Origin of the sequence: Bacillus sp. 205(2023) (assembly GCF_037027485.1) — a bacterium.
GTDB lineage: Bacteria > Bacillota > Bacilli > Bacillales > Bacillaceae > Bacillus > Bacillus halotolerans.
On sequence record NZ_JAXCHF010000001.1, the window covers coordinates 827,370 to 853,762 of the forward strand.

Consider the following 26,393-nt stretch of genomic DNA (forward strand, 5'->3'; position numbering starts at 1 on the left):
TTTATTCTCCCCCTTGCTGGCTTAATAAATAGCGAACAGCAAGCTTGTAGCCTTCAGATCCGAGGCCGACAATCTGCCCTTTCGCAACAGGAGCGATCACTGACTGATGCCTGAATTCTTCTCTGGCGTATAAATTTGATAAATGCACCTCAACCACAGGAGGGCTGATGCTCGAAACAGCATCCCTGATTGCATAGCTGTAATGGCTCAGCGCGCCCGGATTCAAAACAATTCCGTCATATTGTTCCTCAGCCTCGTGTATGGCGTCTATCAAATCGCCTTCATGATTAGACTGGAAAAAAGTAAGCTGAATATGTAAGGCTTCAGCAAATTGAAAAAGATCTGTTTCAATATCTGTCAGTGTGTGACGCCCAAATACATCCGGCTCACGCTTCCCCAGCCGATTGACATTCGGGCCGTTCAAAATCAAAAAATGAGGCACATGGCTCTCTCCTTTTCGCGAGGGTTTCTCATGTAAAAAATGTTCACTTCTCGTGAACATTTTATCATAACAAAAAAGGATAATACACTATTCTCTCTGTGTTCCCAGCGCACGTGCCAGCTTTTCCGAGTTCAGCTCATTATATTCAAATGAAATTGAATATCCGACAAACAGCCCGTAAAGCAGATAGATGCAAATTGTTGTAATAATCGTATCTGATTTCAATTCAGTTACGGCGCGCACATCCTGGAAAATCGGATTAAACACAAAAAACACGAGCAGCCAAAGCAGCAAGCCGTATAACATACCAGGCCACATCGTTTTCAAGCGTTTCAAGAGAAGATAATAAAGAAACGCCCCGCCAATCGAAATGATGCCAATCACAATGATGCTGATAATCGTTCCTAAACCATGTTTTTTCCACTCTCCGAGTACAAATGGCTGCAATATCATATTGGGGCTGATTTCGGAAAAATGAAATAAGTAGGCGATATAACCGACGAAACTCCATAATACGCCTCCGCAAAAACCCGTCGCCGCTACCCTGCCGCCCATTGGCACAGGCGGTCCCTGATCCTCTTTTGTTTGTTCGTTTTGATCTGTATTTTTTTCACTTGTCATAACGGCCACCTCCTTGTTAAAGTGTGCCCAAAAAATGAAATGTCAATAAAAAAGCTCACACATTTTGACAGCAGCGAGTAAAATTTGAAAATAACGGGTATACTGCATGTAGAAAAAGCAAGGCTCTGGCAAATTTTCAGCCCGTCAATCTAGAGGTTTCGCGCTGTTTCCTGTACAATAGAGTGAAAGGAAATAGTTAGCAATCCTAAAGAAATAGGCAGGTTGATGAATATGTCAAAACATAAAATTCCGCCCGCTTACGGCGGGCAGGCGGTTGTGGAAGGCGTTATGTTTGGCGGAAAACACAATTACGTTACGGCCATACGAAGAACAGACGGAAGCATTGATTTCTTCAAGCTTCCCCGGAAACACAATCAGAAGCTGAACATGGTAAAAAAAATACCATTTATAAGAGGGATCGCGGCTATTATTGAAGCGAGCGCTAACGGCACAAAGCATTTGAATTTCTCGAGTGAACGCTATGGACTTGATCCGTCTGAGGACGAGACGCTTAAGGAAGAAAAAAAAGCCTCGGGGCTGTCAATGTATCTCAGCCTTGCAGTGATCGGCGTCTTATCATTTTTGTTCAGTAAATTCGTATTTACATTGGTTCCTGTTTTCTTAGCTGAACTGACAAGACCGGTTTTTCCATCGGACACAGCGCAAATCGCAGTTGAAAGTCTATTCAAATTGATTTTGCTGCTCGGTTATATTTATTTTTTATCCATGACACCGCTGATTAAAAGAGTGTTTCAATATCATGGAGCCGAACATAAGGTCATAAACTGTTATGAACAGAATTTGCCAATTACTGTAGAGAACGTTCAAAATCAATCACGGCTTCATTACCGTTGCGGGTCCAGCTTTATTTTATTCACCATTATTGTCGGTATGTTTGTATACTTGCTTGTTCCGACAGATCCGCTTTGGTTGCGTGTTATAGATCGTGTCGCTCTCATACCGGTTGTACTTGGGATTTCCTTTGAAGTGTTGCAGCTGACAAATAAAGTGCGTGATATTCCCGGTTTGAAATGTCTCGGGTACCCGGGCCTCTGGCTTCAGCTGTTAACGACGAAAGAACCTAAGGATGACCAAGTTGAAGTTGCAATCGAAAGCTTTAACGAGCTTCTCAGACTCGAAGAAAGATCTGAACAAAAAGAGCAGCCTTCTCACAACGTCATCTAATATCCGTTGCCCTGCTATTACTTTCGGAGGTGGACAGTTATGAATCATCGTGTACAACCTATTATTGCTGTATTAATTGCGCTGGGAGCGTTCGGTTTCCTCTATGTGCTGGTAACCAATCCCGGAGAAATGGCAAAAATGGCGATAACCGTCATCTTGGCAGGTATCATTATTTATTTTATTGTGAAATATGTAATGAAGCGAAATACTGGCAGTGAAGGAGCGGCTTTTAAAAAAGCGGCCAAACAATCGCGGCGCCGGCTGAAAGAACAAAAAGCAAAGCACCGTGCCGGGCATAAAGGACGGGTAAGCCATCTTCGAAGCGTACCGAGCGCCAGCAAACCTAAGCCGATGATTCTCAAGAAAAAAAGCCAGACGCAGCTGACTGTCATAGAAGGAAAAAAAAATAAAAAGAAAAACAGAGCGCTTTTTTAATAGGTCCACTGCTTTAAAAACTGCTCTGTCCGACTTTTACCTAGCTCAATCAGGGCTAGTTTTTTTTGTTGTGTTAAATGAAATTCGGTCGCCATCACGTTGTCAACCGGAAGAAAAATGATATTTTGCTCATAGCGTGACGCGATATGTCTTGCGTCATGCGCATCCTTCATTGTTTCAAACAGTGCGCCAAACAGTTCAAAAGCGTTTCCGATATTTTTTTTCGGCCGCTCCCTTTCATTCGGCGCAAGCGTCACACCGATAACAGGTCGTTTTCTTTCTTTAGAAAACAGCCATATGGGAAAATTGCTTAAAACGCCCCCATCCACTACGGTGGCAGTTCCTGTATCTGTTTTTAATTTTATTGGTTCAAAAAAATAGGGAATGCTGCAGCTCATTCTTACCGCTCTGGCAACCGGAAACATATCCGGATTTAACCCGTAGCGGACCAAGTCGTCCGGCAGCACGATCATTGTACCGTTTGTCAGATCCGAAGCGATGAGCCGCAAAGAGCCTTTTTTCAAATCGCCAAAGACGCGTACGCCTTTCGCTCTTAAAAGGTCGGCGATCCACTTTTCTAATGTGTCTCCTTTAAACAAGCCCAAACGCCAGTAAATGGACACCCATTGGAGCATTTTTAAGGGGAGAAATGAGTATCGCTGGTCCAGCAGCCTCTCTCCGTCCACTTCTTCAATCAAAGCGTGAATTTCCTTGCTTGAATAACCTGATGCAATAAAAGCGGCAATAACGGCGCCGGCGCTTGTGCCGGCAAGCCGTGCAAAGCGGAAGCCTTTTTCCTCAAGTGCTTCATAAGCGCCGGCAAGCGCCACGCCTTTTACCCCTCCGCCAGAAAACACACCGTCAATATACATCCCATACCCTCCCCCTCCATCCAATGGTTTACTATCATTTTAAGAAAAAACGCGAAGAAATAGACCAATGAATGAAGCAGGGCGCATTTCATCAAAAAAAGGCGGCCTCCTTTGAGACCCGCCTTTTTACTGATTATGATGTTCTGTTTTCTTTTGGATTGATTTCAACTCTTTTTTACGCGCATCGTCTTCTTCAAAATATTGAACAAGATCACCGATGCGATCAATGCTGTTCCAGCTTAAATGATGCTCGATTCCTTCGACATCGTTATATATTTTCTCTTCATCAACACCAATGATTCTTAAAAACTGCTCAAGCAATTCATGTCTGTATACTAGCCGTTTGCCTATTTTCTTTCCTTTAGACGTTAGCACGAGACCGCGATATTTTTCATAAATTAAATATTCGTCTTTATCTAGTTTTTGAACCATTTTTGTTACAGAGGAGGGGTGGACTGCCAATGCTTCCGCGATATCAGAAACCCTTGCATATCCTTTTTCTTCAATCAGCATATAAATCTGTTCAATATAATCTTCCATACTTGGTGTCGTCATCGAAACCCTCCCAAAAAGCACCTTAACTTTATAAATCATTACAAGTTTACACTAATGAACTTGAAAAAACAAGGATGCTCTGCAGGCCAAAAAGCCCTTTTTATCGCTTATAATTCCATTCATCAGAAGCATATTTTGTTTCTGCCAAGTCCTGAACAAAATCAAGCTCTTCCTGGGATAATTCGTATGGCTCCAAGTGAATATTCAAGCCGGTTTCAAATCCGGATTTAAAAGCCTTGCGTGCATCGTCCATCGTCACCGGGTGATCAGTGAGTTCATTAATCGCAACCGCTTTATTTTTAAAATTGCGCTGCATCCGCTCTCTGACTCTTTCACTCGGATACAAAAACAGATCAAACAGCTTGTCCTCATCCAAATCAAGCAGAATGGAGCCGTGCTGAAGGATGACGCCTTTTTGTCTCGTTTGCGCGCTTCCCGCCACCTTGCGTCCCTCGACAACAAGCTCATACCAGGACGGCGCGTCAAAACAAACGGATGAGCGCGGGTTCTTTAAGCTTTCTTTTTCTTTTTCGGTTCTCGGAATGGCAAAATAAGCGTCCAAACCAAGATTTCTAAAGCCTTGGAGTATGCCTTCTGAAATAACCCGATATGCCTCGGTTACAGTCGCCGGCATTTCCGGATGATCCTCAGAAACGATTACGCTGTATGTCAATTCCTGATCGTGGAGCACCCCTCTTCCTCCGGTCGGGCGTCTGACAAATCCAAGATTATACTTATGTACTGCTTCAAAATTGATTTCCTTTTTAATATTTTGAAAATAACCTACAGAAAGCGTCGCCGGATTCCAGCCGTAAAAACGGATGACCGGAGGAATTTTCTTTTCACTGTGCCAATATAAAAGCGCTTCATCAAGCGCCATATTGAAAGCCGGGCTTGCACTTCCTGAGTCTATAAACCGCCAAGTTTCTTTTTCCATTTTGAGACCTTCCTTACCGTTTTAATAGAATCAGTTTAACAAACTGCCGGGAAAATGAAAAATATTTTAGTTCCATTATGGATGACAATCGCGCCGTGCTTTACTATAATAGTATTTGTCGAAAACGTCTCTATGCCCTTGTTTAAAAAGAAGCAGGGTTTTGATTTTATACGTTAAAGGAGTAGAATCACATTGTCTAATATGATCGTTTTAATTATTTTTGCTGCGTTTATCGTCTATATGATTGCTTCATATGTCTATCAGCAGCGAATTATGAAAACACTTTCGGAAGAAGAATTTCGCGCTGGTTACCGCAAAGCGCAGCTTATCGACGTTCGTGAACCGAATGAATTTGATGGCGGACATATTTTAGGCGCCCGCAACATTCCGCTTTCTCAGCTGAAACAGAGAAAGAATGAAATCCGGCCGGACAAGCCTGTCTATCTGTACTGCCAGAACAGTGTCCGCAGCGGACGCGCGGCACAAACCCTGCGCAAAAATGGCTGCACTGAGATTTATAACCTTAAGGGCGGCTTTAAAAAATGGGGCGGAAAAATTAAAGCCAAAAATTAAAAAAACAGCTGTCTGATATCAGACAGCTGTTTTTTTATTTTACAAGTTCACTGCTTACGTTTTTCTCGTATCTAAGTACAGGCTGTCTGGCTGCTTTTGTTTCATCCATTCTTTTGACGATTGTTGTATACGGAGCCTCCTGTACAAGCTCCGGAGTTTCCTCTGCTTCTTTCGCAATTTGGATCATAGCATCAATAAATGCATCCAGTGTTTCCTTGGATTCTGTCTCTGTCGGCTCAATCATGATGCACTCCTCAACATTAAGCGGAAAATAAATTGTAGGCGGATGATAGCCGAAATCGAGCAGCCGTTTTGCAATATCCAGCGTACGCACCCCAAGCTTTTTCTGGCGTTTCCCTGACAATACAAATTCGTGCTTGCAATGGCGGTCAAACGGCAGATCGTAATAAGGGGCAAGCTTTCTCATCATATAGTTGGCGTTCAGCACCGCGTTTTCAGTAACGGCATTTAACCCGTCCGGGCCCATAGAGCGGATATACGTATACGCTCTGACATTGATGCCGAAGTTGCCGTAATAAGGCTTAACACGGCCGATCGCGTGAGGGCGGTCATAATCAAAAGTAAATCGCCCTTCTTTTTTGATTAAAACGGGTTTTGGCAGATAAGGAATCAGATCTTCTTTTACGCCAACCGGACCTGAACCCGGACCGCCTCCGCCGTGAGGCCCTGTAAAGGTTTTATGCAAATTAAGATGCACCACATCAAATCCCATATCACCGGGTCTCGCTTTACTTAACACGGCATTTAAATTAGCGCCGTCATAATACAGCTTTCCTCCGGCTTGGTGAACGATTTCCGCCATCTCGGTGATCTGCTCCTCAAATAATCCGAGTGTATTCGGATTCGTCAGCATAAGAGCTGCAGTTTCTTCATTCACCGCTCTTTTTAAATCCTCTAAATCAACAAGCCCGTTTTCATTCGATTTCACCGTCACCGTTTCAAAACCGGCAACTGTTGCAGACGCAGGATTTGTCCCATGAGCTGAATCGGGGACAATGACCTTTGTCCGTTTCATATCTCCGCGCGCCTCATGATAAGCGCGGATCATCATCAGTCCCGTCCATTCGCCATGCGCCCCCGCCGCGGGCTGAAGCGTGACCTCATCCATTCCCGTAATTTCCTCGAGATGCTTGCTTAAGTCATATAAAAGCTCCAAAGCGCCTTGCACTGTGTCTTCGTCCTGAAGAGGATGGATCGCGGCAAAACCGGGAATCCGCGCGATTTTTTCATTCAATTTCGGATTGTATTTCATTGTACAGGAACCGAGCGGGTAAAAGCCCGAATCAACCCCGTGGTTCCGTCTGGACAATGCTGTGTAATGCCGCATAATATCCAGCTCAGAAACCTCCGGCAGCTCTGCGTCCTCATCACGGATATAGCTGTCTGACAAGAGGTCCTCCACTTCCATTTCCGGTACGTCAAGCTCCGGCAGACTGTAGCCGACACGGCCTTCTCTTGAAAGCTCAAAAATAAGTGCCTGATCCTGATTATTCATGGCGATCCCCCAATTCCTGAATGAGTGCGTCAATTTCTTCTTTTGTTCTCAGCTCTGTTACGGCAATAAGCATATGGCGGTCAAGCTCCGGATACGTCAGACCCAAATCGTAGCCGCCGATGATCCCATTTGTCAGCAATCTTTGGTTTACCGATTTCACAGGTTCATCTAGTTTGATAACGAATTCGTTAAACATCGGCCCGTCAAACATTACGGTGAGCCCCGCTTTTTTCGCTTCTTGCTTAGCATAATTGGCTTTTAAGAGATTTTGGCGGGCGATTTCTTTTACGCCGTTTTTCCCGAGAGCCGTCATGGCGACGGAAGCGGCCAGTGCGTTTAAAGCCTGGTTCGAGCAGATGTTTGACGTCGCCTTATCCCTGCGAATATGCTGCTCTCTGGCTTGCAAGGTAAGCACAAAACCTCTTTTTCCGTTTTCATCCTCCGTTTGTCCGACGAGGCGGCCCGGCACCTTTCTCATTAATTTTTTCGTGACCGCAAAAAATCCGCAATGGGGTCCGCCATATGCGGAAGGAATCCCGAATGGCTGTGCGTCGCCAACCACAATATCGGCCTGAAAAGCGCCCGGCGGGGTCAGAAGTCCCAATGCAAGCGGATTAGCTGAGACAATAAACATGGATTTTCCCTGATGAGCGATCGGCTCAATATCCTTCAATGGCTCAACCAGACCAAAAAAGTTCGGGTACTGCACAATGACTGCCGCCGTATCGTCACAAACGGTTTCGCGCAAAGCATCAAGATCAGTCACTCCATTTGCGGCAGGGACTTCAACAACTTCAATATACTGTCCTTTTGCATATGTTTTCAGCACTTCTCTCGATTCAGGGTGCACGGTTGTTGACACCACAATTTTTTTCTTTTTCGTATGTCCGGAGGCAAGCATCGCAGCTTCCGCCAAGGCTGTTCCGCCATCATACATAGAAGAGTTGCTGATATCCATGCCAGTTAATTCACAAATCATCGTTTGAAACTCGAAAATCGCCTGAAGCTCCCCTTGAGAAATTTCCGGCTGATATGGTGTATAAGCTGTATAAAACTCAGACCTTGAAATGACATGATCCACAATAACCGGCTGATAATGATCATATACACCGGCGCCTAAGAAAGATGCGTATTGAACGGTATCACAGTTTTTAGAGGCCAGCTTTGTCAGTTCTTTTGTTAATTCCGTTTCTGATTTTGCCTTTTTGATTTGATACTCTTTTTTGAATCTGACGTTCTCCGGTATATCGGCGAATAAATCATCGATCGTGTTAGCGCCGATGGCATCAAGCATTTCCTGTTTATCCTTTTCTGTCGCGGGCAAATAGCGGTGCTTCATGTGTTGACCCCTCTCCAAAGAAAAATTTTTAGCGTTTATAAAATGGTGTTTTAACTACCTTTGCTTTCACTAATTTTTTGCGAATCTCCACTTCTACAACAGTTCCGATCTCACTCGCTCCAGCATCAACTAAGGCAAGGCCCACGTTTTTCCCCAATGTCGGTGACTGGGTGCCTGTTGTCACCTTTCCGACGGACTTGCCGCTTTGAAACACTTCATATCCGTGTCTCGGTATTCCTTTTTCAATCATTTCAAGACCGACGAGCTTTCGTTTCGCCCCGTTTTCTTTCTGTTCACTCAATACAGACTTCCCGAAAAAATCAGACTCTTTTTTGTGTTTTACGGCAAAGCCTATACCTGCTTCAACCGGCGTGATATCCCGAGTCAGCTCCTGGCCATAGAGCGGGAGCTTCACTTCAAATCTGAGTGTATCACGCGCCCCTAGCCCGCATGGCATAAGCCCGTGTTCTTCACCCGCTTCAATGATTTGTTTCCAAATTCGGACGGCGTCATCAGCACGGCAGTAAATTTCGAACCCGTCTTCACCCGTATAGCCGGTGCGCGAAATGAGTGCTTTGCAGCCGCTGATATCAGCTTCATCAATAAATGCAAATGGTTTTAAAGCAGACACATCTGAAGCTGTCAGATTTTTTAAGATTGTTTCTGCCTTCGGGCCCTGCACGGCCAAAAGCGCAATCTGATCTGACAAATTGTCAATCTGGACATCTCCTGCTGCGTGTTCTTTAAGCCAAGCAAGATCTTTATCTATATTTGAAGCATTTATGACAAGCAAATAGCGGTTTTCAGCTTTTTGATAGATGAGTAAATCATCAACGGTGCCGCCATCCGGATAGCACATCGCAGTATATTGCGCACGGCCGGTTTTTAACGCGGATACATCATTTGTCATCAGCTTTTGTAAAAAAGACAGACTGTCATCCCCCGTGATTTCGACTTCCCCCATATGAGATACATCAAACAGCCCGGCTGCTGTTCGGACAGCCTCATGCTCTTTTTTGATTGAAGAAAATTGAACAGGAAGCTCCCAGCCTCCGAAATCAATCGTTTTCCCTCCATATTCCTTATACAATTCAAATAACGGTGTTCTTTTCAGCATCAAATTCCTCCCCTTTTTCAACGGCGCAGCTAAAAAAACATACAAAAAAGGACAGAGAAACACCTCATATTAAATGAAGGTTCTCTGTCCTGGCACCTGAAAGTTTACTTTGCAATAGCAAAGACGTCCCCTTTGGTGGCTTGCGCATTTCACACAAACACTCTCCAGAGTTGCGTCGAGCAAGAGTTCTTTTGCCTGAGAGATTCACTCCGCAGTTTGCTCCTTCGGCGCCTGTATCCCGGTTTTCTCGGTCAGGTCTCTCCCCTTGCTGTCATTCGCTCATATTTTCATGCTGTTATGGACATACTATAGCAATATCTTACATCAAATACATACTCATATCCTACCATCATCACTATATGCGGGGCAACAGCAATTTGGGCGGATTTTTCTTATATTGTTCATTTAAAAAATTGAAGAATATGAAAGGCGGTTTCACAGCAATGAATGCAGAAATCACATATGATACAAAATGGCCCGAAGAATTTGCCGAAAGACTGAAAAACGACGGTCCGTGGTCAAACTGGGAGCTGTACAAGCTTTCATCAGAAATCCAGGAAACATTGGCGATTCCTGAATTTGAAGGCTTGCGGGCCCCATTATATCTCCCTTCCTTCACTCCGCTTCCCCATCAGCTTGAGGTTGCGCAGAAGGTTGTTGAAAAAATGAACGGAAAAGCGATTTTAGCAGATGAAGTGGGGCTCGGCAAAACTGTCGAAGCCGGACTGATTCTAAAAGAATATATGATTCGCGGGTTAGCCAAAAAAATTCTGATCCTTGTGCCAGCATCTCTTGTTTCGCAGTGGGTGAAAGAGCTTCAGGAAAAATTTTCGATTCCGGCTGTTGAACAAAAGAAAAGCTATGTGTGGGAGCAGTGCGATATCGTCGTGTCCTCCATCGATACGGCAAAGCGCTCGCCCCACCGGGAAATTGTGCTGTCAATCCCATATGATCTCGTCATTATTGATGAGGCCCACAAGCTGAAAAATAGCAAAACAAAGAACTATGAATTTGTACGGAATCTTGTAAAAAAATACTGCCTGCTGCTGACTGCGACGCCAATCCAAAACCGTGTTGAAGAAATATTCAATTTGGTTTCCTTATTAAAGCCTGGTCATTTAGGCAATCAGAATCACTTTCAAGAAATGTTTTCTAAAAAGAAATCCAGCTTAGAAGCGCATGATCATTTGAAAGATCTAGTGAATAAAGTCATGATTCGCAACAGGCGGCATGACACCGGGCTGAATTGGAAGCAGCGCCGCGTCGAAACAGTGCCGATTGAATTTTCTCCTTCAGAGCAGGCGCTTTACGATGAGATTTCCCGCCTGAAAGAAAGCATTAACAAGCCGGCCAGCATGTTCTCCATTATGACACTCCAAAGAGAATGCTGTTCAAGCAGGGAAGCTGTGTACATGACACTGAAAAAAATGCTCGACCAAAAAGAAAAACAGGCACCAGCCATTGATGAACACACCATTTCTATATTAATGGACCGCATCAATCAAGTGACGCAAAATTCTAAAGCGAATCAAGTCGTCGATCTGATTAAAAAGATAGACGATAAAGTCATTATTTTTACAGAATACCGTGCCACTCAAATTTATCTGCAGTGGTTTCTTCAGCAACACGGCATCAGCTCTGTGCCGTTCAGAGGCGGATTTAAACGCGGGAAAAAAGACTGGATGAAGGACCTTTTCCGCGGGAAGGTTCAAGTGCTAATTGCAACTGAAGCAGGCGGCGAAGGGATCAACCTGCAGTTTTGCAATCACATGATTAACTATGATTTGCCATGGAATCCGATGCGGCTTGAACAAAGAATCGGAAGAATCCACAGGCTCGGGCAGGAGCGTGACGTCCATATTTATAACATGGCTACCAAACATACAGTGGAAGAGCATATTTTAAAGCTTTTATATGAAAAAATTCATTTATTTGAAAAAGTGGTCGGCGAGCTTGATGACATTTTAACAAAAATTCAAGTCAACAATTTTGAAGAGCACCTGCACGATATTTTGTACCATTCGGCAACCGAAGAAGAAATGAAAATTAAAATGGACAACTTAACCTCATTTTTATCTTATAAAAAACAGCAGCCCGCTGAAAAAAGAGGTTCTTAGCCGCAAGGAGGTTTTACAAGTGAGACAGCAAGAGGTTCACCAATTTCTGCTTCGTTTTTTCCAGGCAAACAGCTGTCCGATCATCGACCAAGGCCCCGGTTACATGACGGTTCAGCTTACAGTTGAAATGGACAAACAGATCATGAATCGGCCTTTTTACTGGCACTGGCGCGAGAAGACCGGCGGAGACCCGAATCCGATGAAAATGACGTTCATTACAGATAAGGAATCTGCTCCAAAAGACCTAGATGGCGAATTTATTTATTTCGGGGCGCCACGCCTGTTTCAAATATTTAAAGCAGTTAAACAAAATGGGAGATTTACCAGAATGTATGAGAAAATTGAATCAGCCGGAGCGAAAATTCCGCTTCAGCCTTGGCTTGGTATAAATGTCATGATTTCATACCAGTCCGACATGAAAAAGGATAAGCTATTGTCACTAGGTCTTCACCTTGTCTCTGGAGCCATGATTGAAAATTTTCAAAGTAAGCTCGTACAGCTTTCATTGACATCACAAATATGTGACTATTGTTTCACCATATCGCCTATGATCAAACCTGAAAGCGGCCTTAAGCGGATGGAGAGCTACATTACCCAAGCCGCTATGCAAGAACCGTCAGACTGGGCAGAGCAGGCGGTAAACAGGTGGCAAAACGATATGAAATTGCTTGATCAGTTTTATGAGCATACAGAAGAAAAACCAGAAGAGTACCATCTTGAAAAACAAGCGTTAAAAGCCTTGTATCAACCAAAGATATCAGTTCAGATCGAAAATGGCGGATTATTTTTTCTGCAAAATAATATTTCGAGCTAACTTTTTTCAGATTCGACATCGTTCTCGTTTTTTTTGGAAAAATGCTATTATAATAAAGGTATATTGGAAAAAAATTCTGGCTATTCAATTGGCAAATGACTTCCAGAGACCACAGAAGGCGTACAATGGTCATGGCCGGACTGGCTGAAATACATAAACAAGTATTTTAGGAGGAGAAACTGCATGAAAAATGCAAAACAAGAGCACTTCGAATTAGATCAAGAATGGGTTGAATTAATGATGGAAGCCAGAGAAGCAAATATCAGCCCTGAGGAAATACGCAAATATTTACTTTTAAACAAAAAGTCTGCTCATCCTGGTCCGGCAGCCAGAAGTCATACCATAAATCCTTTCTGAATGTGCTATAATATCACAAGGAAGGTGATGACATTGATTGGCCAGCGTATTAAACAATACCGTAAAGAAAAAGGCTACTCACTATCAGAACTAGCAGAAAAAGCTGGGGTAGCGAAGTCTTATTTAAGCTCAATAGAACGAAATCTACAAACGAACCCCTCCATTCAATTTCTCGAAAAAGTCTCCGCTGTTCTGGACGTCTCGGTTCATACTTTGCTTGATGAAAAACATGAAACCGAATACGATGGTCAATTAGATAGTGAATGGGAGAAATTGGTTCGCGATGCGATGACATCTGGGGTATCGAAAAAACAATTTCGTGAATTTTTAGATTATCAAAAATGGAGAAAGTCCCAAAAAGAGGAGTAGTGCCTGAGCAGAGGCACTTACTCCTCTTTTGTCAATGAACATAAGAATGGCTCAGTACGCATGTACTGAGCCACCTCTTTTTTCTATTAATTTTTATCCTCGCTATGCGCTTTTTCATTTTCTTTAATATAACCGTCTTTATCAGTATGTTCCTTTTTGATTGTCAAGCCATTCCACTGTGTTGCTTCAAATGAGAATTGAAGCTGTAATGAGTTGCCTTGATATTTATTTTGAACCATTTGTCCCTTTTCATCTTTTGTCTTATCGTCTTTAAATTGAATTTCCATTTTAACCTGGTCAAAATCAGTCGGTGTTTTTGGAACACCGTCATATTCAGGAGCGGTTTTACCGTCAATTGTCGCTATATTGACTTTTCCGCTTGCGTTTAAGAATTTAGGATCAATTTGTTTTTTAATTTTTTCAGTCGCCGCAGCATCATTCTTAGAGGACATTAAATATAAGTCTTTAAGGTTGGCATCATCTAAAATGATGTTTTTCGGATAGCCATTGCCTCCCTCTTTGCCGACTGTCAATAATGTAACCTCAAACTGGCTGAGAAAATCTTCTGGGGATGTATTACTTCCCCCGTTTGCTTTAAATTCTCCATAATTCAGCGCCATTAATACCTCTTTGATCGCAAGTGAGCCGTTATTTTCGAATTGGAAATCTTTCGTCAATTTATCTCCCGGCTTTAGATTTGATAAGTTGACACTGGCTGAATTTTCTTTCGCTGCTAAATCAAGCGTGCCTGATGCAAAAGTAGCATCCGTTGATTTAATGTCGTTAAATGCTGCCCATGTTCCTCCTCCTACTAAAGCTAACCCTAGTGCTGCTGATGCAACTCCTAAACTCAATTTCTTTTTCATACCCATGGTAAACTCCCCTTTTATTGAATGATTATATTATCGAAACCTGTTGCCAGGTTTACAACTGATGTTAAGTGGACATCGTATTGTCCTTTGTCTCTGTTTCCAAGGCTTTCGTCTTTCTTTCAATCTCTCTGATCGCACTGCTGATTGTCACAAAGGAGTAGATCAGCAGCATAACGCCGGGAACAATCAGTAAAATAGCAGTGCCGATCGGCTGACTGGCAAAATGAAGCATGTAGCCGGCATAAGGAAGCTGAAAACCTGTATATTGCGCGCGGACATTTTCATCCGACACAGGCGCAGAATCAGCTGCGGCGTTATTATCCCCTTTTGTTTGGAATAACAAATGATCGCCTTGCTTTTTCATATCAATAATTCTATGGGTCACCGCTGTGTCTGCATCCTGCATAAATGTGATCACATCGCCCTTTTGGAGCTTTTTCACATCTGTGATTTCTTTAACGAGAATTAATGAGCCCGTTTTAAATTCAGGGTCCATTGAGCCAGACAGTACTGATTTCAGCGTGTATCCGAACACTGCCGGCTCTCCCCCGGATGAACGTGTTGATATGACAACTAGCGTTAACACAATAATCAGAGTAAAGATGATTACGTAAAGGATATTACTGATCAGCTTTAATGCTTTTTTCATCCTCTTCCCCGCTTTCCTTCTGAACTGGTTGATTTTCTTTGTCTTCAGTTACGGCTTTGTCAGCTGTTTTTTCTTTATCTGTTTTGTCTTTTCTGTCACTGTCTGCTTGATTGTGCTGATTTTTCACAGCCGGCTGACTTTCCTTTTTCGGTGCTGTCGGTTTTTCGTCACACTTCACAATTGTCATTGGTTCCGACCACTCAGACTTGCTGCCGTCCGCCGGATAGCCGGCCGGTTTATATACTTTAAACACATAAATGCCGGATTTCACTTTTTTATTTGTTTCAATTTTGTAAAGTGATTCGCCTATTTGGGTGGAAACGTATCCTTTATCTATTACGTTCCCGTCTTTTAGCGGTTTGCGGGTGTTTGCCAGTTTATGAAGCTCCCACTTCCATTTCGATTTCTTAAGTTTCTCGCCTCTGTTTTCCAGCTCGGCAAATAGACGAACAGGGGAACAGACAGTACCTTTTGTATCTGTTTGATTCACCACGTGCAAATCACTTTGGTCCCACCGTTTATCATAATGACAGTTTTTATCTGTATGCTGAAAGTTCTCACACGTTTGAAGCGAAACATCAAAGTTTTCAATATCATAAAAAGCGGCGCTTGTATCACCGGTAAATTGTAAGCATATAGCGGCTGTCAGACTGAATATGGCTGAAAGCTGAAAAACAAGCAGCACTCTTAATTTTGTCTTAGCCTTATGCTGATTGCGGAACAATCGGAACAATCGAAACATACCTTACCCCCTGTAAAACACTGTAACTTAATGTGACAATCGTTCTTTTTTAAGAACCACACAAACTGAGTATACTCAACGATTGAAGGATTTAAAAACACCGAAATTCGCCATTTTGTTCGTTTAAAAGAATGTTTTCATCATATTGCATAGCCTTACTCAATATTGCTCACCTTTTTAAGTTTTTAGAATTTTTTGGGATTGTTATGTGAGAAATTAAATGCATATCCGGTTAACATTTGGCAATAATAAACAACAAAGAAAGGGTGACGGCTTATGATCAAACAATGTGTGATTTGTCTGTCTCTTCTCGGTTTCGGCACCAGTGCCGCTCAAGCAGAAGAAGGGCCGCTTGTAACCGCCCGCCACATGTCAAAATGGGAAGAGCTTGCTGTAAAAGAAGCAAAAAAAAGGTACCCGCTCGCACAGGTACTGGTTAAACAAAAAGTTTGGGACCGCAAAAGAAAAGATGAAGCTGTGAAGCAATATCATTTAACCCTGAGAGAAGGCTCAAAGGAATTCGGCGTGTTTGTCACAATTTCTTTCGATCCTCATAGTCAAAAGGTGAATAAAATTGCAATTTTAGAAGAATATCAATAAGGTCCTCCATGTGAAGGACCTTGTTCGTTATATTGGTACAATTTATTTTTTTCTTTTCAGCCATAACCTAAAACCATAAGGTAAAATACCGAACCAATGCTGAGAAGCAGGCGTTTTTGTTTCTTTTCGAACCTCTTTTCGTTCTTTTCGCTCATCTTTTGGAGTGTCTATATATTTCACAAATTGCTGAGTCATATATTTGACATAATCATTCGTTTTCACGTGATCACCTCATCATTCAGTTATTATAAAGTGTTGGCTCACACGACTTTTTTTATACACATACCGCTGGTTTATTCTGTCCAACTCAGCAGTTTTTTCTGATTTTGATCGAACAGCAGCTGAGCGCTTTTTTCTGTTCCCGACTCTGTGATGGCTTTAAGGGTGATTTCTTGCTGTTCTTTTATGGTTGTTTTGCGAATATCATAAGAAACATGTCCATATTGAAACTGCTGTGAACCCTTTCGGCCTGGTCTGTGCTCAAGTATATGCCTGATGGATAGAAGCGCGCCATTTTGCAGCAGATTTTCTCCTGTGTAATACTCTTTTGTTTCCTTCTCAAACATATGGCGTGAAACAAATTGAGGGGCGGTGAAATTCACAATCAGCATCACAAGGGCAAATGTAAAAAGAACAGCCGGATAGATAAACCCTTTTGAGTAGTACATTCACCCACCTCCTAACGACGTATATACCGGAAAAGCGGTTTGATACTCTTTATCATTCTCATTCTTGACTTTCAGCCAAAGCATCCCGTTTTTAACCTCGGCTTTCATTGTTTTAATATGGTCAAGAATCGGAACATGCCCTTTTTCGTCTACTCTTTTCCTGATCATTGAATGGTAGATTTCAAAATGGACCTCTTGCCCTGACAGATTTCTGCAGATTAAGACGCTGCCATGCTCATCTGTCTGCACTGTCTGCGACTGCTTGCACTCATTCATGATCTGCTCTACCGAAATGACCCATTCCCGCTGCATGAAGCCCTCATTCTCCTGTTGACGTGACAAAAATAGATGAAAGAACATCGCTAACGATCCTGATATGAGCAAATAAGCAGAGAGCGAAAATAATACATTAAGAAGCGTATAGCCAGTCTGTCCGCAAAATGCTGAGGCAAAATGGCTTGTCTTTATAGGAGTCTTGTGAGATGCATACTTTTTGATATTCTCCCTCCTCCTCCCATGTCATCGAGTATTTGCTATTGTTCATCGAAACAGTTTGTGACGAATTTCCTTTTCCTGTCAGCATATATTTGCCTATGCTTTCATTAACAAGCTGATAACCAATTTCTCTCGACTCCGCTATATGTTCATCAGCTATCAGCTTGTTCCACAACGGCACGATCGTCAGAAGCATAAAGAGCCATATGCTGAGGGCAGCCATTGTTTCAATTGTAGAAAAGCCTTTATTTTCTCTCCACATTCACTCTTCCGCTCCCTAAATAAACTGTTATGTCATAGGCGGCACGTCCTTTTATACGGATTTTCCCGCCTATATTCGGGTGCCCTTTCTCGTTAAATTCCAAGCGGTCTTTTAATGTCAGTAACTCTGCCGAAAGCCCGTTATGATAAGTACGGTCTATAACAGTGTCACCTATGATTAATTGATATTTTTTCTCTTGAAATAGAATCTTTGTTCTTTGATGATTGGAAATTGCGGTCTGCTGCGCAAGTAAAATATCATTTTTCAGCTGGGATACTGTCTGCCGTAATGCTGTATTTTCATAAACAGGAGGAAGCGTGGTAAACACCGCAATCAGCATAATAGAGGCGAGGCTTAAAACAAGCAGGCTTTCTAAAAGGGTGAATCCAGCTTCCCCTTTTAATTTAATGTTCAACCTTAACCTCTCCGCCGGTAATGATAATTTGCTTTCCATTTGGACAAACCGCATCTTTTTTCACATAACCTTCTGCCTGTAAATCGCCGAGGCTTGGTGTCTTCCCGTCATGATCGAGTTCATATGCTGTTACCTGCGCCTTTATCATGTTTTGCAGGCCTTCACAGCCCTTTTTCTGAATGGTTTGATTATGTTTTGTTACATTCGGTATGGTGATCAATAGCAAAATAGAAATAATAAAGAGCACGATCAGCATTTCCACAAGTGTAAACCCTTTCTCATTCATCAGCCTCTTCCTTTCACATTTGATTCATCATCTGATACATAGGCAGGAGCATCGATAGATAAACAATTAAAATCATCCCTGCGACAAATCCGTAAATAATGGGCTGAAGAATGCCTGTCCATTTTTGTGACTTGTCTTCAAGCCGCTGCAATATAAACTGGCTGTATGTGAAGAGTTCCCGATCCAAGCGGCCGCTTAGCTGGCCATGTGATATCACTTTTGAAAAATCATTTTCGTAAAAAGGCCGTTTGCATAAAGCAGCTTCAATGGTTTCACCAGCTTTTAACCGTTCAATCATTTGTTCAGCTTCATGGCGGTAAAAAGGGAGAAACGTTTGATGCCTAAATGCTTTCAAACTGTCATAAATAGAAAGACCTGATGCTAGCAGACTGCTCAGCTGTAAAGAAAAAAAGTAGCTGTTAAACAGCCTGACCAGCTTTCCAAACAAAGGAATGCTTACGCAAATGAGCATTTGATGGTCAGGGGATTTTTTCTTGAACACAAACCAATAATAAACACCTATTCCTGCAGCCAAAATGGCCATTAATATGAACACAGCATCAAGGTGCTGAAAAAACGCAAAAATGAAGTCTGTTGTGCGTGACGTTTCTACATTCATCGATTGATAAATACCGGAAAACTGAGGGATGATGATGTTTTGCAGCATATAAAGCATGACAACAACGGTAAAGATGAGGAAAAGAGGATATCGCAACACCCTTTTTATCTGTTCTGCCTGCGCTGCTTTTCGTTCCAGCAGCTCTCCGCTCTGAATCATGGATGCCGGCAATTCCCCATGTGTTTCAGCAAAATAACAAATACCGACGGCTTCCTTATGAAATGACAAGCTCTTTAATACATGGTAAAACGATTTCCCTTCTCTCAACCGTCTTATTGCGTTAGCCAAGTCCGCCAGCTGCCTTTTATTCATTTGCAGCTGCATCAGGCGCAATCCGTCTAAAAGACTGTATCCGCCCGCTGTCATTTCACCCAGCCTTTTCAGTAAATAGGCTTGATCCTTTAGCGGCCAAACTTTTCTAATCTGTTTCATGATAAACCCACCGGTCATAGTTGTTTGTCGTTAAATAGCCGAGCGCAATCCCTTTTCTTATAATTTGACGCAGCGTTTGATATTGGTAATTTGCATTGTCCCCTTTCGCTTCCTGGATACACTGCTGAAGGTTTTTTCCGTAAAGCAGCTCGTATACGCTTGCTCTCCTGACATTTCGTGACAGGCGGCAATACACTGATGAACATCCGTCTTCACAAAACGGGCAAGCCAAATCAACTAAACGCTGAGCCGCTATCGCAATAACCGTTTGCTCGATTTCATTCATATTAATGCCAAATTCAAGCAGCCTGTAAATCGCGCCCTTCGCATCTCTCGTATGAAGGCTCGTCAGCACTAAATGACCAGTCATCGCTGCCCGCACCGCGATCTGGGCTGTTTCAGCGTCTCTAATCTCACCTAAAATGATCATATCGGGGTCATGGCGCAAAATAGCCTTCAGTCCTGTGGAATATGTGACACCGGCTTTTTCATTCACCTGCACTTGAAGAACATCTTCATCCCTCGTTTCCACTGGATCTTCAAGTGTGACAATGTTTCGATTAAAATGTTTTTTTGCATATTGGATCAGAGAATATAATGTTGTTGTTTTCCCAGAGCCTGTTGGCCCGGTAAAAATCAGCATGCCGTGGGAGTGTTTTAAAAATGATAGCAAGGTGGCTCCTGTCTTTGGGAATAAAGACAGTTTGTCAATCGAAGGGATATTATACTGAGGCATCACTCTGATGACGAGGCTTTCTTCGTTAATTGTCGGGAGCGTTGACATCCTTAAGTGAACGTCACCCTCTTTTAATTTTAGAGTAAGAGATCCATTTTGCGGCTTTCTTCTTTCCCCTATGTCCATAGCTGAGAGAAACTTAAAATGAGAAATGAGCCTTACACACTCTTCTTTTTTCATGTTTCGCTTTTTAAGCAATGCATGGTCAACCCGAAAATGAATGATTGCGTCCCGTTCCCTCGGCACAATGTGAATGTCAGAGGCCTTCGTCCTATATGCCTCTTCAATTAAATTTTTGCTTATTTTTTCTATCGAATCCACTTTGATTCCCTCTCCTTTCAAAGCGTATTGTAGAAAAAGAAGACATGGTAATCAAACAAAGAAAATGTGATTTTCTGATGTATTTACAACCTAAAAAAACATTTCGTCCCTACCAAAAATAGAAATTCAGATATATGTATCACATCATTTTCAATTTTAATAAGGATTTGAAAAGAGATTGATGGACAGATGTACGCAGTCCGGATCTAGCATCCAAAGAAGGATTTATAAATCGGAGTTTGACGCTTTCTAAAAATGGCGAATCAGTTTATTGTATACAAAATAAAAAAGGAAGAGGCAGTTACCTCTTCCAAACTGTTTGTTATGCTGATTTAGAAATTTCACTTAATGCTTTTCCGGCTTTCTGGTCTGTGTTTTTCTTAACGGAAAGGTCGCCTAACGCAACAATACCCGTTAAACGTTCATTTTCAAGAATCGGTAAACGGCGGATTTGATGCTCTGCCATGAGCTGACTCGCTTCATCAGCAGACATATCAGGATGACCGGAAACGACTTCTGTGCTCATGATATCACTTGCTTTCGCCTCCATTTGATCTTCAGCTAAGCTTCTTGTGACAATGTCCCGATCAGAAACGATGCCTTGAAGTCTGCCGCTTTCACAAATTGGAATAGAACCGACATTGGAGTCTTTCATCTTTTTGGCTAGTTCAGTGACTGATGCAGTTGGCTCGCAGCATTCTACATTCGCAGTCATGATATCTCTTACTTTCATTTCAATTCCTCCTTTACCGTGTTCTATTTATTCTTTATCCGCTTCACAAAAAATGAAACATTCTACAGTATCCGCCGTTTTCGAGATTTCTTTTTATCCTTCCGTTCCTGCAGCATATCTCCCGTCCAGCCTTTCTTCTTCAAATATAGGTAGATTAGGACTGTAGAAGTGATAATCAATAAGAGAGAAAAGACATAACCGTATTTCCAATTCAGCTCAGGCATCACGGAAAAGTTCATCCCCCAGAGGGCACCGAGTGCTGTAACCGGCGTAAAAAGCGTCGTGAAAATGGTCAGCGCTTTGAATATTTCATTTCCCCTGTGAGAGGTAATGACTTCCTCTGAATGCAACAGACTATTAAGCTCCCCTTCAAATTCGCTGATGTATGTAAACCCCCTGTCAATTTTGAGTTGTATCCGCTGATAAACCTTTTTACTATCATTTTGGAGCAAAAAGGTTTCTTTCAATGCCATTTCAATTTTTTTAGTGCTTAGGATTAAGTTTTTCCAGACCATCAGCTCATGGTGCAGGAGATGAACACGGTTTAAAATGCTTTTGCTATTGTCGTCTTTGATTTGCCATCTGAGCTTTCTCAGCTTTACTTCAAATTCATCTACACCGATTAGATACGCATTCATTAACTCGCCGAGAAGGATCAAAAATCCCTCCATGGTACTATTCGCTCTCTCCATTTGCTGGACAACTTGTTTTCCCTTAATCCCCTCCAAAATCGAAAAATCAAAGTTAATTGTGAAAAAATATTGCCTAGTAATATAGAAATGAAAAACGGTATGGTCTTTTTCCTCGCCAAGCCCCTGATCATATACGATCGAGCCAAATACCGCTTCATTCTCAGCTTCTGTTGTATCCACGCGCAAAAAGTTAATATGATGATTATTTTCAAACCACTTTTCACATTGCGGCCAATGAGAAAAATGGATCAGATCTCTTGCCTTATCTCTTTCCTGAGGCCCCATTTGGTACCAAAACCAATCCCCACCTGTATGTACCTTCATGTTACGATCCTCCAGACTTTTATTCTTTTGTTCTTTAATTGCCCAAGGAGAAGCATTCCTAAACCATTTAGGCACTTCATCACATGTTTTGTGAGCTTTTGCCGGTGGTATGGAATGTAGAAAGACATCGGAAAGGGAGGTGCATGCCTTCCTTGGAGAAGGCAGTTTATTTTGGAATTTATCAATTTATTAGCAGTCGCGTTTTTAATTTTGTTAACGGGATTTTTTGTCGCCGTAGAATTTTCGATCGTAAAAGTCAGGCGATCCAGAATTGATCAGCTTGTCGCAAAGGGCAAAAAAGGCGCTAAAGCGGCAAAACATGTGGTCACACATCTTGACGAATATTTATCAGCCTGCCAGCTGGGCATCACGGTCGCAGCTTTAGGACTCGGCTGGCTGGGTGAACCGACTGTACAGACTCTGCTTCGTCCGCTCTTTCATAAGGCAGGTTTAAACGAGTCGCTTACCCATCTTCTTTCCCTTATTATCGCCTTTTTAGTGGTAACGTATTTAAATGTCGTCATCGGGGAACTGGCACCGAAGAGCTTCGCGATTCAAAAAGCAGAAAGCATTACGCTGATGCTCGCGAAACCATTAATCTGGTTTTATAAAATCATGTTTCCGTTCATTTGGCTCCTTAACCAGTCTGCCAGAATGATCACAGGACTTTTTGGGCTGAAGCCGGCATCAGAGCATGAACTGGCTTATACGGAGGAAGAGCTTAGAGTACTGTTGACCGAAAGCTATAAAAGCGGAGAAATCAGAAAAAGCGAATTAAAATATATGAATAATATCTTTACATTTGATAAACGAATGGCAAAGGAGATCATGGTCCCGCGAAACGAAATGGTCAGTTTGTCTATTGAGGATGACTCGATTCCAAACATGCGGGAAACGGTTAAGCAGACCAAATATACCCGTTACCCTGTTGTTAAGGAAGATAAAGATAATGTCATCGGCGTGATCAATATGAAAGAAGTGCTGTTTTCATTGCTGACGAAAGATTTTTCTTTTCAGAAGCACAAAATTGAACCCTTCATACAGCCCGTCATTCATGTCATTGAGACTATTCCGATTTATAAATTACTCATTAAAATGCAAAAGGAACGCACTCATATGGCGATTCTCATTGATGAGTATGGCGGAACTTCAGGATTGATCACCGTCGAGGATATTATTGAAGAAATTGTAGGAGAAATACGTGATGAATTCGATGCAGATGAAGTGCCTCATGTTCGTGAGCTGGGAAAAGATCATTATTTATTAAATGCGAAGTTATTAATCAGTGACGTGAATAACCTGCTTGGAACTGATTTATCAGATGCTGAAGTCGATACGCTCGGAGGCTGGTTTCTCACACAAAACATAGACGCCGAGCCTGAAAGTGTCATTGAATATGACGGCTACTCATTCAAGGTAAAAGACATCGACAGTCACCATATTTTGTTTATCGAAGTAAAAAAAGCTGAATAGCCCTAGCACAGGCTGTTCAGCTGTTGCTTCTCTTCATTGTTGAACGTGCTTCAAAAAAATACATCCCTTAAGGGACATCTTAAGATTCTTCTATCTTAAATCCTTTGTTGGCTAAAGCTTTAGCAAGACTTTGCTCTGTTTTCACATTCGAAAAATCTAATCCGAGCTTCACAACAGTCTGGGCGATTTCAGGCCTGATTCCTGAAATAATCGTCTCAATGCCCAGCAGTTTGGTGCTGTCAATCACTTTAAAGATTTGATAGGCAACCATCGTATCGACGATGGGAACACCGGATATATCTAAAAATAAATATGAAAGCTTTAACGCCGAGCATTGGGCCAAAACGGATTCCAAAATGGTTCTCGCTCTGTACGTGTCAATTTCACCAACAAGGGGAAGAATTCCAATCTCTTTAGAAATCGGCATAATCGGTGCGCTCAATTCATTGATCATTTCTTTTTGCGCATTTAATTGGATCACCGTGACCTGATGATATTCTTCTGTAAATACCTCGATAATCTCATCAATCGTTTGATTCAAAATCTTGCTCCACTCAAATATCTCCTGAATGCCGATTTCTTGGGAAGAAGCGGCTTCGCTGAAGTCTTGAATCCATTGCCACATGATGTGCCTGAAAGCGTTAAACTGACTGACACTTTCCGTCACGGTCACTTCATGAACAGCACGGTCTCTGGCACATTGAAGTGACCATTGGTTAAGCTGATCCCTCACCTCTTCTTTTCTAATGGATTTTGCTACAATGGCTACCAATGATTCATGCTGCTCTTTTAATTTTCGTTCTAATTTTTGCTGATCTTTTGCAGAATACAGCAAACTTCCTTTTAACGTGCATGTTTCCAGCCATTGGAGTGTGATGTCTTCTTTGTGCTCTGTTAAATACTGATCTAGAGCTTTCATTTCAATCGGTTACCTCCTGTGATGTTTATCTTTCAAAAAGTGTATGATTGATATGTATAACTTGTCTCACGTTACACATACTATTTTTATATTCAATGGGCTATAGCCAAGCGGTAAGGCAATGGACTTTGACTCCGTGATCGTTGGTTCGAATCCAGCTAGCCCAGTTTCTGAACCGTGAAAAACCGAAGATAAGCTGATTCAAGCAAATCAGCGGATCTTCGGTTTTTCATCATGCAGATTGATGAACCGTTTTCTTCTTCGATAACTTTAACAGTTCTCCCGGATTGTATCCGATAACAAGCTTCCTGTTGTCCACGAGAATCGGACGGCGCAAAAGCTTCGGTTTCTCAATTAAAAGTTCCAGCACTTCGTTTACAGTCATATCTTCAATGTTTAAATTTAAATTTTTGAAGGTTTGGCTTCTTGTTGCTAAAATTTCGTCAATTCCTTCTGTGGTTAAAGATAAAATATACTTTAATTCATCCATCGTTGGAGTTTCTCTGAATAAGTGCCGTTCGTTAAATTCAATCTGGTGCGCTTTGAGCCAATGTTTTGTTTTTCGGCATGACGTGCAGCTTGGGTATGAGTAAAAAGTTAATTGTTCCATTATGTTTTTTCCTCCTCCAGTTAACCATCTCTTTGTAGAATAACTACCCGTATCAATTTTTCTTTAAACCATTTATTGAACTTTTTTTCGGGTTATTTCTAAAAAACCGCACATATAATAGAAAACGCAATCAAAGGGTTAAATACCATTTTTCATATTAATAATGAAAATGTTTACATTTTTGTCCGTGATCTATTATAATAACAGTCAGAGGGACTCTCGGGAGGGGATAAAAAATGAATCGCATGTTCCGGGTGTTAGGATTTTGGACGGGAATATTTGCAGTCATGTTTTATTTAGGTGATATGAAAGATGCTTCCCTTTTATTTTTTGGACAGACGATCTTATTTGTGTTTCTATCGTATTTGAACTTAACAGAACGGATGTACATTTATATCTTTGGCGCTTATTTAACCATCTTCTTTGCCGGCTTCACATACTATTCCATTTTTATTATGGTACCAGGCGGCGGAGGACATTAAAGGCAAAAAGAGACAAACCTCATCGGTTTGTCTCTTTTTCTATAATGAAAAACCATTTAAAAACGGATTTTGATCCTGCTCAGTCTGCACGTCAGTTTCAGGGCCATGTCCGCTTAACACCAATGTGTGCTCCGGCAACGTAAGCAATTTTTCATGGATAGACGTCAGCAGCGTTTCTTGGTCGCCTCCATGTAAATCTGTACGGCCTATCCCGCCTTGAAACAGGACATCACCGGAAATCACCAGGTCGGCATCCTTCACGTAATATGAAACGCTTCCCGGGGAATGTCCCGGTGTAAATAGCGTCTCCAGATGGAAAGGCCCAATATTCAGCTCACCGTCCCCTTCAATCAAATGATCTGCCGGCTTAGCTGTCACTTCTATCCCTCTCAGCATTCCTGAGCCGTTTAATGAGGCATCTGTAAGCCAATTCTTTTCATTTTGATGCAGATAGACAGGAATATCCCATCTGTCTCTCACGTCATCCAGCGCCCCAATATGGTCAAAATGGGCGTGTGTCAGTAAAATGGCTAAAGGCGTTAATCCTTTTTCTTTTATGTACTGATTGATTTTATCTCCTTCGCCGCCCGGATCAAAAATCAGGCATTGATCATCACTGATTAAAAAATATGCATTCGCTTGAATCGGTCCTACAGGCATTCTTCTCCATTTCACTTTTCTCACCTCTTTCCTTTTTATGCTCCTATTATGAGGGTTTTTGAAGAAAGATTCAAACAATCGCTATGAAAACGCTATCGACAAACACACTGAAAACGGGTAGAATAAAAATGGAAAGAATTGCAGGTTTTTCAAT

Annotated in this window: 33 protein-coding genes, 1 tRNA gene, 1 pseudogene and 1 riboswitch; of the genes and pseudogenes, 11 read left to right on the forward strand and 24 right to left on the reverse strand. The window is 42.1% G+C overall.

All coding sequences use genetic code 11. The features are described from left to right. Position 1: 1 nt before the first annotated feature. Both aroQ and WA325_RS04015 read right to left on the reverse strand, forming a co-directional pair. Positions 2-442 carry a type II 3-dehydroquinate dehydratase gene (gene aroQ / locus WA325_RS04010; protein ID WP_105955586.1) on the reverse strand — a complete coding sequence of 147 codons (441 nt, stop codon included), beginning with the start codon at positions 440-442 and terminating at the stop codon, positions 2-4. A gap of 87 nt (positions 443-529) precedes the next feature. After that, entirely contained in the window at positions 530-1,063 is a 534-nt protein-coding gene (locus tag WA325_RS04015) for a YqhR family membrane protein (RefSeq protein ID WP_069487192.1), read from the reverse strand. Positions 1,064-1,294: 231 nt separating this feature from the next. Between WA325_RS04015 and WA325_RS04020 the strand changes: the two genes are divergently transcribed. Further along, positions 1,295-2,248, forward strand: coding sequence for a DUF1385 domain-containing protein (locus tag WA325_RS04020; protein ID WP_255003458.1), 954 nt, complete (start codon positions 1,295-1,297; stop codon positions 2,246-2,248). 39 nt (positions 2,249-2,287) lie between these two features. Then, a complete protein-coding gene (locus WA325_RS04025; RefSeq protein ID WP_044154629.1) occupies positions 2,288-2,683 on the forward strand; it encodes an SA1362 family protein in 396 nt (131 codons plus the stop codon). On the opposite strand, the gene WA325_RS04030 is transcribed toward WA325_RS04025, so the two are convergent. The 3 genes from WA325_RS04030 to lipM all read right to left on the reverse strand — a co-directional run bounded on the left by WA325_RS04030 (position 2,680) and on the right by lipM (position 5,047). Then, positions 2,680-3,555, reverse strand: a complete 876-nt coding sequence (locus WA325_RS04030; protein WP_024122028.1) for a patatin-like phospholipase family protein — start codon at positions 3,553-3,555, stop codon at positions 2,680-2,682. The genes WA325_RS04025 and WA325_RS04030 overlap by 4 nt on opposite strands. A 126-nt stretch (positions 3,556-3,681) precedes the next feature. Beyond that, positions 3,682-4,110 (reverse strand): transcriptional regulator MntR, encoded by a 429-nt coding sequence (gene mntR / locus WA325_RS04035; RefSeq protein ID WP_010334908.1) that lies wholly within the window; start codon positions 4,108-4,110, stop codon positions 3,682-3,684. A 100-nt stretch (positions 4,111-4,210) separates the two neighbouring features. Further along, positions 4,211-5,047, reverse strand: coding sequence for an octanoyltransferase LipM (lipM, locus tag WA325_RS04040; RefSeq protein ID WP_202853063.1), 837 nt, complete (start codon positions 5,045-5,047; stop codon positions 4,211-4,213). A gap of 192 nt (positions 5,048-5,239) precedes the next feature. Here lipM and WA325_RS04045 point away from each other — a divergent pair, with 192 nt between their 5' ends. Further along, positions 5,240-5,620: a rhodanese-like domain-containing protein gene (locus tag WA325_RS04045; protein ID WP_024122030.1), complete on the forward strand. Its 381-nt coding sequence runs from the start codon at positions 5,240-5,242 to the stop codon at positions 5,618-5,620. 34 nt (positions 5,621-5,654) lie between these two features. Here the strand turns inward: WA325_RS04045 and gcvPB are convergent, their stop codons facing one another. Genes gcvPB through gcvT form a run of 3 tightly spaced genes read right to left on the reverse strand, consistent with a single transcriptional unit; the run spans position 5,655 to position 9,592 of the window. Continuing rightward, positions 5,655-7,136 carry an aminomethyl-transferring glycine dehydrogenase subunit GcvPB gene (gene gcvPB / locus WA325_RS04050; protein WP_336183219.1) on the reverse strand — a complete coding sequence of 494 codons (1,482 nt, stop codon included), beginning with the start codon at positions 7,134-7,136 and terminating at the stop codon, positions 5,655-5,657. Further along, positions 7,129-8,475 (reverse strand): aminomethyl-transferring glycine dehydrogenase subunit GcvPA, encoded by a 1,347-nt coding sequence (gene gcvPA / locus WA325_RS04055; RefSeq protein WP_336183220.1) that lies wholly within the window; start codon positions 8,473-8,475, stop codon positions 7,129-7,131. Before gcvPA ends, gcvPB begins: the two co-directional genes overlap by 8 nt. 28 nt (positions 8,476-8,503) lie before the next feature. Continuing rightward, the gene (gene gcvT, locus WA325_RS04060) at positions 8,504-9,592 is read right to left on the reverse strand and encodes a glycine cleavage system aminomethyltransferase GcvT (protein ID WP_336183221.1); all 1,089 of its coding nucleotides are present in this window, start codon (positions 9,590-9,592) and stop codon (positions 8,504-8,506) included. Between the two features lie 173 nt (positions 9,593-9,765). Then, positions 9,766-9,867: riboswitch (glycine riboswitch) on the reverse strand. Positions 9,868-10,035: 168 nt separating this feature from the next. Between gcvT and WA325_RS04065 the strand changes: the two genes are divergently transcribed. The 4 genes from WA325_RS04065 (at position 10,036) to sinR (ending at position 13,249) form a co-directional block, all read left to right on the forward strand. After that, positions 10,036-11,709, forward strand: coding sequence for a DEAD/DEAH box helicase (locus WA325_RS04065; protein WP_336183222.1), 1,674 nt, complete (start codon positions 10,036-10,038; stop codon positions 11,707-11,709). Between the two features lie 19 nt (positions 11,710-11,728). Beyond that, on the forward strand, positions 11,729-12,523 hold the full coding sequence (locus WA325_RS04070) for a YqhG family protein (RefSeq protein WP_105955581.1): 795 nt from the start codon (positions 11,729-11,731) through the stop codon (positions 12,521-12,523). A gap of 183 nt (positions 12,524-12,706) precedes the next feature. Beyond that, on the forward strand, positions 12,707-12,880 hold the full coding sequence (gene sinI / locus WA325_RS04075; RefSeq protein WP_024122036.1) for an anti-repressor SinI: 174 nt from the start codon (positions 12,707-12,709) through the stop codon (positions 12,878-12,880). A 33-nt stretch (positions 12,881-12,913) separates the two neighbouring features. Next, a complete protein-coding gene (gene sinR / locus WA325_RS04080; protein WP_003226345.1) occupies positions 12,914-13,249 on the forward strand; it encodes a transcriptional regulator SinR in 336 nt (111 codons plus the stop codon). An 86-nt stretch (positions 13,250-13,335) separates the two neighbouring features. Here sinR and tasA read toward each other — a convergent pair whose 3' ends face one another. The 3 genes from tasA to tapA all read right to left on the reverse strand — a co-directional run bounded on the left by tasA (position 13,336) and on the right by tapA (position 15,503). Continuing rightward, a complete protein-coding gene (tasA, locus tag WA325_RS04085; RefSeq protein ID WP_105955580.1) occupies positions 13,336-14,121 on the reverse strand; it encodes a biofilm matrix protein TasA in 786 nt (261 codons plus the stop codon). Positions 14,122-14,185: 64 nt separating this feature from the next. Beyond that, the gene (sipW, locus tag WA325_RS04090; protein WP_105955579.1) at positions 14,186-14,770 is read right to left on the reverse strand and encodes a signal peptidase I SipW; all 585 of its coding nucleotides are present in this window, start codon (positions 14,768-14,770) and stop codon (positions 14,186-14,188) included. Further along, entirely contained in the window at positions 14,742-15,503 is a 762-nt protein-coding gene (tapA, locus tag WA325_RS04095) for an amyloid fiber anchoring/assembly protein TapA (protein ID WP_105955621.1), read from the reverse strand. The genes sipW and tapA overlap by 29 nt, the downstream gene beginning before the upstream one ends. 285 nt (positions 15,504-15,788) lie before the next feature. On the opposite strand from tapA, the gene WA325_RS04100 reads away from it, so the two are divergent. Continuing rightward, on the forward strand, positions 15,789-16,112 hold the full coding sequence (locus WA325_RS04100; protein ID WP_024122040.1) for a YqzG/YhdC family protein: 324 nt from the start codon (positions 15,789-15,791) through the stop codon (positions 16,110-16,112). 42 nt (positions 16,113-16,154) lie between these two features. Here the strand turns inward: WA325_RS04100 and WA325_RS04105 are convergent, their stop codons facing one another. From WA325_RS04105 to WA325_RS04150, 10 genes are all read right to left on the reverse strand, one after another. Next, complete coding sequence (locus tag WA325_RS04105) at positions 16,155-16,334, reverse strand: YqzE family protein (protein WP_003236949.1); 180 nt, start codon at positions 16,332-16,334, stop codon at positions 16,155-16,157. Positions 16,335-16,405: 71 nt separating this feature from the next. After that, positions 16,406-16,780 carry a competence type IV pilus minor pilin ComGG gene (gene comGG, locus WA325_RS04110; protein WP_101864528.1) on the reverse strand — a complete coding sequence of 125 codons (375 nt, stop codon included), beginning with the start codon at positions 16,778-16,780 and terminating at the stop codon, positions 16,406-16,408. Continuing rightward, entirely contained in the window at positions 16,781-17,164 is a 384-nt protein-coding gene (comGF, locus tag WA325_RS04115; RefSeq protein WP_181185692.1) for a competence type IV pilus minor pilin ComGF, read from the reverse strand. It lies immediately after the preceding gene. A gap of 25 nt (positions 17,165-17,189) precedes the next feature. Continuing rightward, entirely contained in the window at positions 17,190-17,537 is a 348-nt protein-coding gene (gene comGE / locus WA325_RS04120; RefSeq protein ID WP_105955577.1) for a competence type IV pilus minor pilin ComGE, read from the reverse strand. Then, complete coding sequence (gene comGD / locus WA325_RS04125) at positions 17,521-17,952, reverse strand: competence type IV pilus minor pilin ComGD (protein WP_151175143.1); 432 nt, start codon at positions 17,950-17,952, stop codon at positions 17,521-17,523. The genes comGE and comGD overlap by 17 nt, the downstream gene beginning before the upstream one ends. Then, a complete protein-coding gene (gene comGC, locus WA325_RS04130) occupies positions 17,942-18,238 on the reverse strand; it encodes a competence type IV pilus major pilin ComGC (RefSeq protein WP_010334925.1) in 297 nt (98 codons plus the stop codon). The genes comGD and comGC overlap by 11 nt, the downstream gene beginning before the upstream one ends. A gap of 13 nt (positions 18,239-18,251) precedes the next feature. Continuing rightward, on the reverse strand, positions 18,252-19,289 hold the full coding sequence (gene comGB, locus WA325_RS04135; protein WP_336183223.1) for a competence type IV pilus assembly protein ComGB: 1,038 nt from the start codon (positions 19,287-19,289) through the stop codon (positions 18,252-18,254). Next, positions 19,276-20,346 (reverse strand): competence protein ComGA, encoded by a 1,071-nt coding sequence (gene comGA / locus WA325_RS04140; RefSeq protein ID WP_305934795.1) that lies wholly within the window; start codon positions 20,344-20,346, stop codon positions 19,276-19,278. Before comGA ends, comGB begins: the two co-directional genes overlap by 14 nt. A 322-nt stretch (positions 20,347-20,668) precedes the next feature. Then, a complete protein-coding gene (locus tag WA325_RS04145) occupies positions 20,669-21,079 on the reverse strand; it encodes a CBS domain-containing protein (protein WP_105955574.1) in 411 nt (136 codons plus the stop codon). 62 nt (positions 21,080-21,141) lie between these two features. Beyond that, positions 21,142-22,095, reverse strand: coding sequence for a magnesium transporter CorA family protein (locus WA325_RS04150; RefSeq protein ID WP_336183224.1), 954 nt, complete (start codon positions 22,093-22,095; stop codon positions 21,142-21,144). A gap of 143 nt (positions 22,096-22,238) precedes the next feature. On the opposite strand from WA325_RS04150, the pseudogene WA325_RS04155 reads away from it, so the two are divergent. After that, positions 22,239-23,568, forward strand: a pseudogene (locus WA325_RS04155) (hemolysin family protein). Positions 23,569-23,647: 79 nt separating this feature from the next. Here WA325_RS04155 and WA325_RS04160 read toward each other — a convergent pair. Then, positions 23,648-24,487: an STAS domain-containing protein gene (locus WA325_RS04160; RefSeq protein WP_336183225.1), complete on the reverse strand. Its 840-nt coding sequence runs from the start codon at positions 24,485-24,487 to the stop codon at positions 23,648-23,650. Positions 24,488-24,583: 96 nt separating this feature from the next. Between WA325_RS04160 and WA325_RS04165 the strand changes: the two genes are divergently transcribed. Next, positions 24,584-24,654 (forward strand) — tRNA-Gln (locus WA325_RS04165). A 65-nt stretch (positions 24,655-24,719) separates the two neighbouring features. Here the strand turns inward: WA325_RS04165 and mgsR are convergent. After that, positions 24,720-25,100, reverse strand: coding sequence for a transcriptional regulator MgsR (gene mgsR, locus WA325_RS04170; RefSeq protein ID WP_026014741.1), 381 nt, complete (start codon positions 25,098-25,100; stop codon positions 24,720-24,722). Positions 25,101-25,333: 233 nt separating this feature from the next. Between mgsR and WA325_RS04175 the strand changes: the two genes are divergently transcribed. Continuing rightward, on the forward strand, positions 25,334-25,579 hold the full coding sequence (locus tag WA325_RS04175; protein ID WP_003226300.1) for a DUF2626 domain-containing protein: 246 nt from the start codon (positions 25,334-25,336) through the stop codon (positions 25,577-25,579). Positions 25,580-25,618: 39 nt separating this feature from the next. On the opposite strand, the gene WA325_RS04180 is transcribed toward WA325_RS04175, so the two are convergent. Beyond that, complete coding sequence (locus WA325_RS04180) at positions 25,619-26,254, reverse strand: MBL fold metallo-hydrolase (RefSeq protein WP_024122052.1); 636 nt, start codon at positions 26,252-26,254, stop codon at positions 25,619-25,621. Between the last annotated feature and the right edge of the window lie 139 nt (positions 26,255-26,393).